This window comes from Pelagicoccus albus (assembly GCF_014230145.1).
GTDB classification, from domain to species: Bacteria; Verrucomicrobiota; Verrucomicrobiia; order Opitutales; family Opitutaceae; genus Pelagicoccus; species Pelagicoccus albus.
In genome coordinates this window covers 194311-208499 of record NZ_JACHVC010000001.1, presented here as the reverse complement: position 1 = coordinate 208499, position 14189 = coordinate 194311, and the positions used below count along the sequence as shown (strand labels likewise).

Below are 14189 nucleotides of genomic sequence, written 5' to 3'. Positions count from 1 at the left end.
TATTGCCTGACAGAAATTTAAGGGCGAAACTGCCCGTCGCTTCTCCCGCTTTCGCTATCGGACCGACTTCAATTCAGTAACCCTCTTTGTGCCTTTGCTCCAGTGAGCATGAGTTGTGTTGAAGTTGATCGTTAAGCTAACCGCTTGAAACTGAACAACACCCTAGGTTACCGATCCCAGTACGCAAGCTTATTTGATGATAAACTTGTATTTTTTTATCTTATTCTCTTTTTACCGCAAAATTGCTTAACAGAAGATATCGATACGTTGGCGTTTCTACCTCACTCAAATGGGTCAATTGAGATTTCGCTTACCCAAAATCGACCACACAATCGCCAAACTGACGATCGAGCTCAGCGGCATCAGAATGGCCGCAACCAAGGGCGTAACCCAGCCCAGCAAAGAGAGCCCCACCGCAAAAAGGTTATAAGCGACGGCGAACGCCATCAGCCAGAGAACCGACATCTTTCTCTGTCTGCCAATCGCCAGCAAAGCCCTAATGCCTCCTATTCCGTTTCCTAAGTAATGGAAATCTGCCCGCTCCGCCACGATTCCCTGCTCATTGGCAGGGGCCCCACAGCAAAGGGCAGTTTCAAATGCTAGCGTATCGTTTGCGCCATCCCCTACCATCAGCGTCGCTTCAGGTTCGTGGCGTTCGATCCAATCCGCCTTCTCTTCCGGGAGCAGATTCCCGAAGACGCGCGAATCCTCGAGCCCGAGAGCATGTCCGATCAATCGAGCCTTTTCTTCCCGGTCTCCGCTTAAGATCGCTAGGTCTAGGCCTTCATCTTCGAGCAATCTCAGTTCGCGACTAGAGTCCGGAAGCGGCAGATCTTCGAACCTGAGATCCAGCAGCATCACTCCGTTTCTAGAGAATACTGTCCCCTCTCCGCTTTCCGCAGCCCAACTTCCTTTTCCCAGCCTCCAGAGGAATGAATCGGCCTCAAGCTCAATTCCGAATCCCACTTTTTCGCAGGGCTCCACTTGTGGCAATATCCTGAAAAGGCCCTTCGCCATCAAATACTCTCTGATCGTATTGGAAATCGGATGACGAGTTTGGGAGCATAAGGAACTTAAGGCAGCCAACTCGTCCCCATTCAGTTTGTGAATGCCTTCGGGATTCACCATAGCCAGAGAACTGCGGGTCAGGGTACCTGTTTTATCGAAAACGATCCTACTTATGCGAGTGAGACGATTCCAAAGGGAGTGCGTCGTCACAAAAACGCCCTGCTGCTTAAGGCGGGCCAGCGCAATTTCATCTCCAAACGGGAGCGAGATCCCGAGCGCGCATGGGCAAGAAACAACCAAGACCGAGATAAACACCTTCAAGGCTGAAGCAAGATCGCTCCCGAAGAACCACCCGAGCCCTCCCGCTACCGCTATTACAAAAGCCACGAGCAGATAGCGGAAAATCCATTTTTGGGCAATTGCGTCCCTCTCTTGGGAACGGGTGGCGCGTGTGCTTAGCTTGCTCAATAGCGATTGGTCCCAGTCTTCCGAGGCCTGCATCCGTACCGGATATTGATTCTCTAGCTCCGCTCCAGACGCCGCCTCATCTCCCGCATCGATAATCTTGGATTCCGACTCCCCGCTAATCCAATCCATCCCGAGACTTGCTCGCTCGCTTAACAAGATTGAACGAACCGGAACACGCTGCCCCGAAGGCAGCCAGTAAGTCTGCCCCTTTTGGATCTGGTCCGCCCGCACTTTAACTCGGCCTCCATTGCTGCTTTCGATGTCGATCTCGGGGGCGTCGAGTTGGATATCCGCAAGGCGATTCCTGTTTCGCTCGACCGCAACCACCTGCAACCAGCGACCCACCAACATCAAGAAGACAAAGGTTGAGACAAAATCGAAATAGACAAGATGCTCGTCCTCTTTCCAGACACCATACCAACTGATTAGATAGGCGAACACGATACCGATCGAAATCGGCAAATCTAAGTGAGCAATGCCTTGAATTGCCGCCCTAAAGGCTTTTCCGATAAAATAAGACCCGCAAAACAACAGGCTCAACGTTCCAAATATTGAGGACAGCCAGTTGAAATTAGCCGCGAAAAAGAACTCCGAGTCCATTCCTAGGTAACCCGGTAAGGTGTAGAGCATCCCGTTCAAGGCGAACGCGCCGGCCAAGCCGAGTTTCCAGACTATCTTACGAGACTCGGAATCGGCTTGGACTCGTGCAGGACAGACGCGGTAGCCAAAATGTTTGATCCGTGAAGCAAACGCCTTGAGGTCGAATTTGCCCGACTCCCACTCGAGGTCTACGGTTCCAAACTGTACATTGACTCGGCACGAAACTCCTCCCGGAGCTTCTGAAAAAACCCGATCAATCAGCCAGACGCAACCCACGCAAGAGATACCTTCCAGAGCAAGGCTCAGACTCGCCACCTTCCCTTTCGACTCAGCTATTTCGATCAAAGAATCGAGCCAAGGATAATCCGTATTTTGGAAAACGGAGGAGCCTACCGGCCGAGATACATTACCCCTCAAGTCATAAAACCGCTCCAGGGATTCGTCGTGAATGATCCTGTAGACGTACTCGCAGCCAGAGCAACAAAAGGCATCGTCTTCCTTAACTTGGCTAAAGGTCGTGCCGCAGTGTTTGCATGCCATTTCGCCACGATGCTCCCGCGGCTCTCGCTTGCCCTTGCCTACTTGCATATACCGTCGCCGGAAACCAATGACTCCGCGTCCGTTCCTACAAACGCTCGCAAACACAGCAATCCAACTGCGACCAAGGCCAATCCGCGACGAAGGTAAGCGAGCTTTCTAGCATCCATTCGAACCGACAGCCAACTCCAGCCAGATTGGGCCAAAAGCATAAGTGGTGCGGTTCCGGTAGCGAAGGCAAACATCACCAACGCCCCCTGAGCAGCAGAGCCGGTCAAAGTGGTCGCCCAAAGCATCAGATACAGCGGGCCACAAGGAATGAGTGGCGTCAAGAGTCCCAAGGATAGTCCTCGGGCATTGCCGCTGAGTCTGTAAGCTCGCTGAACCAAGCCCCGTCCCACACCAGTGCGAGCCTGCCACTTCGTAATCAGGCCGTCTAAATTCAAAGCCAAAGCTACGAAAAATAAACCCAAGGCCCAAGGCGCGTAACGCGCTGGGTTTTCACCCACCCATGAAACAAGTTGGCTACCCAGAGTTCCCGCCAGAGCTCCCAGCAAAGTGTAGGATACGAAGCGACCCAGGTGATAGACTCCGTGCGAAACAAAAACAGATGAACCCTGCTGGCGACCGATTAGGGCGCAACTCAAAGGTCCGCACATCCCTACGCAGTGAAGACTCACCAGGGCGCCCGCCAAAAAGGCTGCCACTGGATTGAGCAATGCATAGAGATTTCCATCTTCGATCATTTAGCCTGCTTAAGCGGGATAGGCTCCATCGCGTTTTCGGAAGCCACTTTGATTAAAAAATACCAAGCCACGATAACCACCACGAAGGCTAAGGTAACCCATATGCCGAGAGTTCGCCATCCTCCGCGTTTTTTGGTTTCGTTGCTTTGCTCTTCCACGTTGAGGCTATTCCTTATTCAGAAGCTTCGGACTCGGCCCAATGAATTCCAAAGGCCTAGACATAAGGATTTCACCTTCTGCGTCCAACACACTTACCTCCATCTTGAAGGCTCCTGTAAACTCTTTTTTGTCTACCAACACAATCACCGGTCGAACGAAATCCCCATTTCCAGCGATCTCGAAATTCTCGTTCACTCCTCGTGCGACAATGCCATCCTGGCTACTTTCTAACGCTAGGCTGTAGCTCGTCGGATCGTTTCGCGTATTGGTCACACGAACCATAAACTGATTCCGTACGGCATCTGCGTCCACGTAGTAAGATGCGCCCGGAGCACGCCAAGCCGTGATAGTCGCATCGCTCAATCCCCGCAAAGAGGTCAGCAGAACGCCAGCTCCTATCAAAAGCAGGACAGTGTAGAGAATCATACGCGGCCGGACATACTTAGTCTTTCGCCCTTCCAATCCCTCCATGGAGTCGTAGCGCACCAAACCTCTTGGACGCTTGAGCTTGTCCATCACCGAATCGCAGGCGTCGACGCAAGCGGCGCAGCCAATACACTCCAGCTGTAGCCCTTGGCGAATATCGATGCCGGTCGGACATACTTGGACGCATCGGTTACAGTCGATACAGTCTCCCGCATCCGCATCTTTTGCCTTGCCCCTCGGCTCGCCACGCTGCTCGTCGTAGCCAATCACCATCGAATGTTCGTCGATCAAAGCGGACTGCAAACGACCATAAGGGCAGATCACGATACAAAGCTGCTCACGGAACCAGCCAAAGTTCAGATAGAGTATGGTGGCAAAAACGAAGACGAAAACGAATACCTTCCAGTTCTCCGCAGGAGCTTCGTGCATCATTTGCCACAAGCCAGGCACCGACACGAAATAGGCCATAAACATATGAGCCAAGGCCAGTGACAATAGAACGAAAAGAGAATGCTTCAGCCCTCTTTTCCAGATTCGCTCAATACCCCACTTGCTAGAATCGAGCTTACGGCGCTTGACCGCATCCCCCTCGATCCAACGCTCAACCCGACGATATACGTGCTCCAAGAAGACGGTTTGAGGACAGGCCCATCCGCACCAAATACGACCTAGCAAGGCTGTAATGTAAAAGAGTCCGAAGCCCAGACCGGATATCAAAAAGAACGCGAGCCACAGATCTTGAGACGCAAAAGTCATTCCCAAGAAATGAAAGCGCATGGCATCCGTATCCAAAAATACCGCCGGATACCCGCCAATCTGGATCCACGGCAACGCCGCGTAGAGCAGAATTAGGAAATACGCCGAAGCGCGTCGCCAAAACCTGAAACGCCCCTTGGCGTCCGACGGATGGATGATGTAACGCGAGCCATCGTCGTTGATAGCCGTTAAGGAATCACGGTTTGGAACGTGTTTTTTCGGAGTATTTACAGTCGCCATGGTAATCTAGGTTCAAAATGAAAAAAGGGACGGGAATCTCCCGTCCCTGATTAAATTAGAAAACACTAATTTACCTGATTGGCCACTAAATAAGCTACAACCTGGTTAACTTTTTCGTCGCCCAAGACAGGTCCCCATGCGGGCATGCCGGCCGTGGCTACTCCGGTTTCCACTATCGCTTTGATAGCAAGCGGGTTGGAGCCGTGTTTCCATTCAGCGTCGTTAAGTGGCAGACCGATTCCACCTTCGCGGTTTTGACCGTGGCAAGCGGAACATGTCTGCTTGTAGATGGTTTCGCCTTCCGCTACGATGGCGGGGTCCTTGGCCATAATAGCAAAAGTGTCGTCGTCGAGAACACCTGCTTCCGCTTTCGCTTTGGCCACTGCTTCGTCGACTTGGGCCATTGCGGCGTCGAATTCCTCATGCTGATCGAGGCCGATATCAGTCTTCTGATAATAGACCCAATAGGCGATGGCGAATACGATGGTGCCATAGAGAGTAAACAGCCACCAGTTTGGCAGACTCTTATCAAACTCTTGTATGCCGTCGTAGCTGTGCTCGCGTATTTTCTCGTCGTTAGCTTGCTGACTCATTTTCGGAAAATCTCTGTAGGTTAATTAATGATACAATACTAGTCATCCAGCGGCATTCTGCTGGCCTTGGAGCTCTCGCCCTTCTCCATCTTAACCGCTTTCCAAACGATGATCGCGAAAGCTAGAAAGAAGAGGACGAACCCGATCTTCGGGAAGAGAGTCTGTAGTTCGGTGTATTCAACTCTTTGAAACATATGCCTGGTTTCCTTTAGTTGTTAGCCGCCTGTTGCTCTTGCACGTCGATCGACTTGCCCAATTGCTGTAGGTAAGCGATCAAAGCTACGATCTGAGTGTCAGCATCAACTTCCTTACCCAAAGACTCGAGATTTTCCTGGATTTCCTTGGCTTGCGCCTTGGCGGCAGAATCGATCTCGGCTGGCGACCAATCGGGGAATGGAACGCCCAACATTTTCTGAGTATTGATCTTGGAAGGAAGTGATCCGTAGTCAGTGAACTTCTTAAACAGCCAAGGATAGTTAGGCATGTTTGAGCCTGGAGAAGTCTGACGTGGGTTTTCCATATGGTCGTAGTGCCAAGAATCCGGATACTTGCTGCCCAATCGAGCGAGGTCTGGACCTGTACGACGCGATCCCCATTGATACGGGTGATCGTAGATAGATTCGCCGAGGCGGCTGTAGTCGCCGTAGCGTTTCACTTCCGCGACGAAAGGACGAATCTGCTGCGAGTGACAGTTGTAACAACCTTCGCTGATGTAGATGTCGCGTCCCGCCAATTCGAGTGGAGTGTAGACTCGCTGGATTTTGTCTTCAGCAACAGTTGCCTTATCGATGTTTACCAATGGCAAGATCTGAACCACACCGCCGGTGGCAGCTGAAAGCAGCACAAGCACTGTGAACGGCATCGAGTTCTCGAGAAGCTTGTCGTACCATTGGGCAAAACTATCGCCGCTGCGGGCAAAGTGTACGATACAGCTCATAACGGTGACAATCGTCAACGCCATGCCTGCCAACTCTACAAAACCGTCGGCGAATAGCCATACGCAGGAGAATACAACCAAGCCAGCCGAGTATAGGAACGCGGGATGCATGACCGCAGAGATCAGACCCATCTTCTTGGCATCGTCATCTGCCTCGGAAACTTCACAGACACCGTTAACCGCCTTACCGGATTTGGCGGTCATCCAGATGTTGTAGGCCATCATGATGAATCCGGCCAAGTAGAGTCCGCCACCCACTACACGGGTTAGCATGAGTGGACGAATCGACTGTAGTGTCTCGAGGAAATTGGGATAAGCCAAAATGCCCTGCTCATCGGCGTTGTTGAGCATTAGACCTTGGGTGATTCCAGACACCCACATCGAGGCCACGTAAAGCAGGATACCCACGAGGCCCAACCAGAAGTGCATGTTGGCCATCGATACGGAGTAGAGCTTCGTATTCCAGAGACGTGGAGCGAGGAAGTAGAACATACCAGCCGCCATGAATCCGTTCCATCCGAGGGTACCGGCGTGCACGTGACCGATGATCCAGTCCGTGTAGTGAGCGAGCGAATTAACTGAGCGAATGGAAAGTAGCGGACCTTCAAAGGTCGCCATACCGTAGAATGTTACACCCGCGGCGAAGAACTTCAGTACAGGATCCGAACGGAGCTTGTCCCATGCGCCACGCAGAGTGAGCAGACCATTGAGCATACCTCCCCACGATGGCGCCCAAAGCATAAGACTGAAGATCATCCCCAACTGCTGCAGCCAGCCCGGCAAAGCGGTGTAGAGCAAGTGGTGAGGTCCGGCCCAGATGTAGATGAAAACCAAAGACCAAAAGTGTACAACCGAGAGACGGTAGGAATAAACCGGTCTATCCGCGGCCTTCGGCATGTAGTAGTACATGATGCCCAAGATTGGCGTGGTCAGGAAGAATGCCACCGCGTTGTGCCCGTACCACCACTGCACCAAAGCGTCCTGCACACCGCCGAACACCGGATAAGAGTGCAGCAATCCAGTTGGAATCGAGAGGTGATTGACGATGTAGAGCATCGCCACGGTCATGATGGTGGCGATGTAGAACCAAATCGCTACGTAGAGGGATTTCTCATTTCTCTTGGCGAGCGTGAGGAAGAAATTCAGGGCGAAAACGACCCAAATCACGACCACCGCGAGATTGATCGGCCAAATCAGTTCGGCGTACTCCTTGCCACGCGTGAAACCGAGCGGAAGCGTAACAGCCGCCGAAACGATGATCAGCTGCCATCCCCAGAAGTGAATTTTCGACAAGATGTCGGAACCAAGACGAGCCTTCACCAAACGCTGGGTCGAGTGGTAAACGCCTGCGAACATCATATTGCCGACAAAGGCGAAGATGACCGCATTGGTATGCAGCGGACGCAAACGCCCGAATGTTAGCCACTCCATATTGAAGTTAAGGAAGTGGAAGTTTAGCTGGGCGGCTACGAAAACGCCCGCAAGCATGCCCACGATGCCCCACACAATGGAGGCTATCATAAACATGCGAACGGTTTGGTCGTCGTACTCGATTACTCGTTTCTGATCGGACATGGAGTCGTTAGGTTATGAGGAGGTGTTCGTTAGATATGAAAACAGATTTCAGGGCTTAGCCCCGCTTATCATGGGCGACGGTACGCTCTTCTTCTAAAGGCATCAGGCTGTCGCGCTCCGGACTGCTCCAGTTCGACGTCTTCCGCGTAAAAGCGAAAAACGCGAGAGCGAGTCCCACGAGTATCAGTCCGATAAAAACGGTTAGGAAAATTACGTTCATCTGCAGGGTAGTAGCGGCACTAATTAGGTTTAGAATAGTATCTACTATTAAATACCTTTATTTCTTTTATTACTAACGATCTCCGCAAATCAAGCATTAAGAATGAAATTGCCAAATATGCGTAACATCTCTCATTCGCTCCGCGAATTAGAGTAATCGGGCTGGGTAGATCGAAAACGCACGGCGACATCGGCCCCAATGTCGCAACAGTTCGGAATTCCTCAACTATCGGCGGCAGAAAGAGAAAGCAAAAAGCCAGTCTCGCCCATGTTCTGCAGGACGCAATTCACGATACCGCTATCTTCCAAAAAGGAAAAAACGAGGCTGTCGTTCTTGTAAGCCTTGCCGTCGACTTCCTTCTGCTTGGCAAGAGCGCCTTGGATGTACTCCCAGTGAGATTGAGGGAAATAATCGTTGGCCCGATCTAGTCCAAGGAAACGCGATTCGCAAAATTCCTTGGCCAAGCCAGATGCTGATTCGATCTTTCCCTCAGAGTTGAGAAAAAAGGAAACCACTCTGTTAGCGCCTCGGTTGGACATTTGCTCAACCACCTGGTCTCTCACGTTTCGACAATACACCCACTTCGCGCAGGTCAAAATGCCTCTGTAGTCCTGTCTCGGACGCCAGTCCCCTTCCCGGTCACCCCATTCACTGTCTTTCTCAAGATTGACAACCAGACACGCTCGGCGGCCAACCGAAATGCCAAGCAGAACAGAGTCTTGAGAAATTTCAGTAATCTCGATCCTGTCCAAGGTCTCTGCAGAATTTGAATGAGCAAAGTCTGCCTGAAGGGTGACGGTCACATCGGAGACGGGAAACCTTTCGATCAAATGCGCCCGCAGCTCGTCGAAATCCCTGAAACCATGACACTCCAAGCCACAGCGATACTCCGAAAAGCAACTGCTTAACTTTTCTGATTTGTCTAGGAATTCTGGCTTCATGGCGTCGGCTCAAGACGGAAAAATCAAGGGAGCCGCGCACCACCCACATCATACAACTAGGGCGTTTGTACCAATTAAATAGCGACCCCCAATCAACCGCTAGGTATGAATTGATAAGCGTACTTAGTAGTGTGTCCAGAACTGAAGCCTCTAATTACCTACGTAAACAGACGTATCGCCTATTTATCTGGTCGCTTTGATGAAACGGGGCCGACCGCTCCAGTCGTCGCACCCGAGGCAATCGGAATAGCCGACTTCTGAACAGAGATCCAACAAGGCGCTACGATGGCCAATGCCCGTCTCCAGCCAGAGAATACCACCGGGTTTCAGCCGTTCGAAAGCGCCTCGAACGATTTGCTCCAAGTCCGAAAGCCCTTCGCGATCAGCCCGCAAAGCCGAGAGAGGTTCGAAATCCCGAACCTCAGGTTCCGCGGTCTTCATCTCTTCATCCGTCAGGTAAGGGGGATTTGAGATAATCAAATCGAAAGGGCCTTCTGGATCGAAATCCGAAAACCAGTCCGAGAGCACATAGGTCACGCGATTCTGCAAACCGCATCTTAGGGCGTTTTCCTGGGCGAGCTCCAAAGCGTCTCGACTCGCATCAACGGCGAACAATTCTGCTCGAGGCAAAGCAAAGGCCAAAGCGAGCGCGATCGCGCCGCTTCCGGTGCCGAGATCCACGATCCGGTAGGGCACGTCATTCTCTCCTAGGGAATCGATCGCCAATTCAACCAATTGCTCGGTCTCCGGCCGAGGGATCAATGCCCGCGAATCCACCTTCAGGTCCAATTCGTGAAAAGGAGCCGTCCCAATAACGTATTGCAGCGGTTCCCTCTTGGCTCGTCGGGCAACCATAGAACGCATCTCGGCGAGCTCCGCCTCCTTGAGCGGACGGTCGAATTGCATGTAAAGCTTCATCCGATCCATCCCGAGCGCGGCAGCGATAAGCCACTCCGCATTGAGGCGAGGACTCTCCACCCCTTTGCCTTCCAAAAAAGCGGAGCTACGCTGCACCACTTCTAAGACTGTCAGCATTTCCGCCATCTCGAAAATTCCGGACCAAGTGACTTAGGAGGACTTGGATCCCGTCATCAAAGCCTCGATCTTCAGACGCATATCCTCGTTTTCCAAAGTCTCGAGAATCTCGTCCATTTCTCCCTCCATGACCGCCGGCAAACTGTGCACGGTCAGGCCAATTCGGTGGTCGGTGAGCCGGCTTTGCGGGAAATTATAGGTGCGGATGCGCTCGCTGCGGTCTCCGGTACCCACTTGCTTCTTGCGGTTCTCAGCGTACTTGGCCCGCTCTTCCTCCTGTTTCACCTGCAGGATGCGAGAATACAAAACCTTCATCGCCTTAGCCCGATTCTTGATCTGGGAACGCTCATCCGCGCAGTACACGGTGATCCCCGTTGGCTTGTGCACGATATTGATGGCGGAGTCAGTGGTGTTGACGTGCTGTCCCCCAGCTCCACTCGCTCGCGTCGCGGTGATTTCCAAATCCTGTGGGTTGATCTCAACGTCGACTTCCTCGGCTTCAGGCAGCACGGCTACCGTCACAGTCGAAGTATGGATGCGTCCCTGCGACTCAGTTTCTGGCACACGCTGCACGCGATGCACCCCGCTCTCGAGTTTCAGCTTCTTGTAAACCTCTTCTCCGCTGATGGAGAAAATCACTTCCTTGAAACCGTCGATGCCGCTCTCGCTGGCGCTCATTTGTTCGACTCGCCAGCCTTTGCGTTCGGCCAAACGGGAGTACATGCGGTACAAATCAGCAGCGAAAAGCGAAGCCTCATCTCCCCCTGCCCCAGCTCGGATTTCCACGATCGTGTTGCGGGAATCCGTCTCTTCGGGCGGGATCATGGCAGCGAGGATTTTTTGTTCGAGCGACTCGATCTTCTCTTCTAGCTCGGGCACTTCCATCTCGGCCAATTCCTTTAGCTCCTCGTCGCCACTTGGATCCTCCAGCATTTCGAGATTATCCGCCAAATCCGTCTTCGCTTTTTCGAGTAAGCCATAGTCCTCGATCAACTGGCGGAGCTTCGTGTGTTCACGCGACAGGGCTGCCGATCTACGCGCATCACTGTAGAAGTCCGGCTTGTTCATCATTTCGTCGATCTCCTCGACGCGGGCCTTGAAAGGGGCAATTTCTGGAAGCTTGATAGCCATAAAAAGAGAGCTCGGCGCCTGAAGGCGGCCAGTTATTGGAAAAAGACGCAAATCCGATATCGAAAGCGAGCCAGTTGGCAAGCGTCTCATTTGCAGATTGCGTCGGGAGCGGGTGAATTCACCATCTGGCTTTCAACTCATAAGCCAAACAAGAAGTGTCCCAATCATATTCCACCCAAAACAAGATCGCCCTTATTTGGGATTTCGACAAAACCCTCATTCCCGGCTACATGCAGCAGCCGATTTTCGAGAAATTCGAGATCGACGAATCGCTTTTCTGGGACGAAGTGAACACCATGGCGGGACGCTACAAGGAACGCGGCTACACCGTGTCGGGCGAAAGCGTCTATCTAAACCACATCCTGACCTACGCCCGCGCCGGAAAAATGCCGGGCCTCAACAACAAGATGCTCCGGGAACTCGGCAAGGAAATCGTCTTCTACGAGGGTTTGCCCAACTTCTTCGAGGAACTGAGAGAGCTCACTCGTTCCCGTCCCGAGTACGTCCGACACGATCTGCAGCTGGAACACTACATCGTTTCCACCGGCCTTGCCGAGATGATCCGAGGTTCCGCCATCGCTCCCTACGTCGACGGAATTTGGGGCAGCGAGTTTATTGAAAATCCACTACAGCCAGGATACCTCGACCAGGACGACTTCGACATGGAAAGCGACGACATCGTCAGCCAAATCGGCACCATGATCGACAACACCACCAAAACGCGGGCCCTTTTCGAAATTAACAAAGGGGCCAACAAAAACGACACCATCGACGTCAATGCCAAGATGGCAGCGGAAGACCGGCGTATCCCCTTTCAGAATATGATCTACATCGCGGACGGTCCGAGCGATGTGCCCAGTTTTTCCGTACTACGCAAATTCGGCGGAAAGGCCTATGCCGTCTACAAGCCGGGCAACGACGCGGAATTCGAGCAAAACGACCTGCTTTTGCAAACCGACCGAATCCACGCCTATGGACCCGCCCGCTATTGCTCGGACTCGAATACTTCCATGTGGCTGCGCATGCACGTACACAAGATTTGCCAACGCATCGTGGCGGACCGCGAGGCTTATTTGACACAGCGAGTCGCCAAGCCTCCTCGCCATTTGAAAGACGAAGAAGTTCCGCTACCCGAAGAACAGGTCGAGCAAGACGTATTCGACTTGGACTAGAGATATCTTCCAAATCTAAGCCAAACGGAAACTTGATTTCCGAACGCCTGTTTAATACAGGAAAACGCATACAAGCTCCCCAATCAAAGGCGGAGCTTTTGCGTTCCCACTCTCATACCCGAACAGTTCAATACCCACCTAAACGCTATGGTTACAGTAGATCATCTCGTCAAAGACTACGGTACGCTCAGAGCAGTGGACGGAGTCTCGTTCACCATTAACAAGGGCGACATTCTTGGATTTCTCGGTCCCAATGGGGCGGGAAAGTCGACCACCATGAAAATGATCACCGGCTTTCTGACGCCGACCTCCGGGACAGTCACCGTCGATGGATTGGACGTATCCAAAAACCCGATCGAAGTTAAACGCCAAATTGGCTACCTTCCCGAATCGAGTGCGGCGTATCCAGAAATGACCGTGGTCGAGTTTCTCACCTACGTGGCAGAAGCCAGAGGTATCCGCGACCCTGAGGAACTGAACTCGCGTCTGGCCGACGTCATCGTGAATTGCCATTTGGATTCGGTTAAATACAGAGCCATCGAAAACTTATCAAAGGGTTATCGCCAAAGGGTCGGAGTTGCCCAAGCCATCATTCACGATCCGAAGGTCCTTATTCTCGACGAGCCGACCGATGGCCTAGACCCGAACCAAAAGCATGAAGTGAGGAAGTTAATACAAGCCATGTCCAAGGATAAGGCCATCGTGCTCTCCACTCACATACTTGAGGAGGTGGAGGCCATCTGCAACCGCGTCATCATCATCGACCAAGGCAAAGTCCTAGTCGACGAGACGCCAGCCGAGTTCAAAGCCCGCATCCCCGGAGCAAGCATAGATGAAGTGTTTAGAGACCTTACAAAAGGCTCCGCCCTCGCTTAGCTCAAACTCCAATCTTTCCTGAAAGACACCGAAATGTCCCAACTAAGACCCATTTTTAAGAAAGAATTCCTCGGCTATTTCCGCTCACCTGTAGGCTACGTCATTCTCGCAGTCTTCCACCTCATGGTGATCGGCCTAGCACTCTATTCTGGCTACTACAGCCGAGGCGAAGCGTCCCTCAACACTCTGTTTCGCCCCCTCCCTTGGGTTCTCATCGTTTTCATCCCCGCGGTAGGCATGAGGCTTTGGGCAGAGGAAAAGCGTTCTGGAAGTATCGAGCTGCTTTTCACCTTGCCCATTACCACTCGCACTATCGTCCTCGCAAAGTTCTTAGCTGCCCTCTTGTTCATCTGCATCGGTTTGGCATTAACGCTGTCCTTGGCCGTCACAACGGGCTATCTCGGCAATCCTGACTGGGGTGTCATCTTTTCCGGATACATCGGAGCAATTCTGACCGCTTCTGCGTTTTTATCCATCACAGCAGTCTGCTCCGCTCTGACGAAAAACCAGGTCATCGCCTTCGTAATCAGCGTGATGATTTGCCTTTTCGCCACATTGATGGGCTCGGACTGGCTAGCAAAGTTCCTAGGAAGCTCAGTACCCATAGCAGTATTGGATTTCTTGAGACTCATGAGTTTTGAACAACACTTTGCGACCATGGCGAAAGGCCTCATCGATATAAGCGCCGTATCTTTTTATGTGTTGCTCTCGGCCGCTTGCCTCGGTCTCAACCTAATAGTCATAGAAAAGTAAGCAGCCTGAAACTCCG

Annotated in this window: 14 protein-coding genes; 3 read left to right on the top strand and 11 right to left on the bottom strand. The window is 52.2% G+C overall.

Annotated features, from left to right (window positions below; translation table 11 throughout):
- Positions 1-294 precede the first annotated feature (294 nt).
- The 11 genes from H5P27_RS00890 to prfA form a co-directional block, all read right to left on the bottom strand.
- Positions 295-2664 carry a heavy metal translocating P-type ATPase gene (locus H5P27_RS00890; RefSeq protein WP_185658496.1) on the bottom strand — a complete coding sequence of 790 codons (2370 nt, stop codon included), beginning with the start codon at positions 2662-2664 and terminating at the stop codon, positions 295-297.
- Entirely contained in the window at positions 2655-3359 is a 705-nt protein-coding gene (locus H5P27_RS00885; protein WP_185658495.1) for a sulfite exporter TauE/SafE family protein, read from the bottom strand. The genes H5P27_RS00890 and H5P27_RS00885 overlap by 10 nt, the downstream gene beginning before the upstream one ends.
- Positions 3356-3517 (bottom strand): hypothetical protein, encoded by a 162-nt coding sequence (locus H5P27_RS00880; protein WP_185658494.1) that lies wholly within the window; start codon positions 3515-3517, stop codon positions 3356-3358. Before H5P27_RS00880 ends, H5P27_RS00885 begins: the two co-directional genes overlap by 4 nt.
- 7 nt (positions 3518-3524) lie before the next feature.
- The gene (gene ccoG, locus H5P27_RS00875; protein ID WP_185658493.1) at positions 3525-4940 is read right to left on the bottom strand and encodes a cytochrome c oxidase accessory protein CcoG; all 1416 of its coding nucleotides are present in this window, start codon (positions 4938-4940) and stop codon (positions 3525-3527) included.
- A 65-nt stretch (positions 4941-5005) separates the two neighbouring features.
- Positions 5006-5533, bottom strand: coding sequence for a cbb3-type cytochrome c oxidase N-terminal domain-containing protein (locus H5P27_RS00870; RefSeq protein ID WP_185658492.1), 528 nt, complete (start codon positions 5531-5533; stop codon positions 5006-5008).
- A gap of 38 nt (positions 5534-5571) precedes the next feature.
- Positions 5572-5727 carry a hypothetical protein gene (locus H5P27_RS00865; RefSeq protein WP_185658491.1) on the bottom strand — a complete coding sequence of 52 codons (156 nt, stop codon included), beginning with the start codon at positions 5725-5727 and terminating at the stop codon, positions 5572-5574.
- 14 nt (positions 5728-5741) lie between these two features.
- Positions 5742-8045, bottom strand: a complete 2304-nt coding sequence (gene ccoN, locus H5P27_RS00860) for a cytochrome-c oxidase, cbb3-type subunit I (RefSeq protein ID WP_185658490.1) — start codon at positions 8043-8045, stop codon at positions 5742-5744.
- A gap of 55 nt (positions 8046-8100) precedes the next feature.
- Positions 8101-8265, bottom strand: a complete 165-nt coding sequence (locus H5P27_RS00855; protein ID WP_185658489.1) for a hypothetical protein — start codon at positions 8263-8265, stop codon at positions 8101-8103.
- A gap of 221 nt (positions 8266-8486) precedes the next feature.
- Complete coding sequence (locus tag H5P27_RS00850; protein WP_185658488.1) at positions 8487-9206, bottom strand: hypothetical protein; 720 nt, start codon at positions 9204-9206, stop codon at positions 8487-8489.
- A 183-nt stretch (positions 9207-9389) separates the two neighbouring features.
- The gene (prmC, locus tag H5P27_RS00845) at positions 9390-10241 is read right to left on the bottom strand and encodes a peptide chain release factor N(5)-glutamine methyltransferase (RefSeq protein WP_185658487.1); all 852 of its coding nucleotides are present in this window, start codon (positions 10239-10241) and stop codon (positions 9390-9392) included.
- Positions 10242-10274: 33 nt separating this feature from the next.
- Positions 10275-11372: a peptide chain release factor 1 gene (gene prfA, locus H5P27_RS00840; RefSeq protein ID WP_185658486.1), complete on the bottom strand. Its 1098-nt coding sequence runs from the start codon at positions 11370-11372 to the stop codon at positions 10275-10277.
- A 155-nt stretch (positions 11373-11527) separates the two neighbouring features.
- Between prfA and H5P27_RS00835 the strand changes: the two genes are divergently transcribed.
- From H5P27_RS00835 to H5P27_RS00825, 3 genes are all read left to right on the top strand, one after another.
- Positions 11528-12544 (top strand): HAD family hydrolase, encoded by a 1017-nt coding sequence (locus H5P27_RS00835; protein WP_185658485.1) that lies wholly within the window; start codon positions 11528-11530, stop codon positions 12542-12544.
- A 147-nt stretch (positions 12545-12691) separates the two neighbouring features.
- Entirely contained in the window at positions 12692-13420 is a 729-nt protein-coding gene (locus tag H5P27_RS00830; RefSeq protein ID WP_185658484.1) for an ABC transporter ATP-binding protein, read from the top strand.
- A 33-nt stretch (positions 13421-13453) separates the two neighbouring features.
- A complete protein-coding gene (locus H5P27_RS00825) occupies positions 13454-14173 on the top strand; it encodes an ABC transporter permease subunit (RefSeq protein ID WP_185658483.1) in 720 nt (239 codons plus the stop codon).
- Positions 14174-14189: the final 16 nt, after the last annotated feature.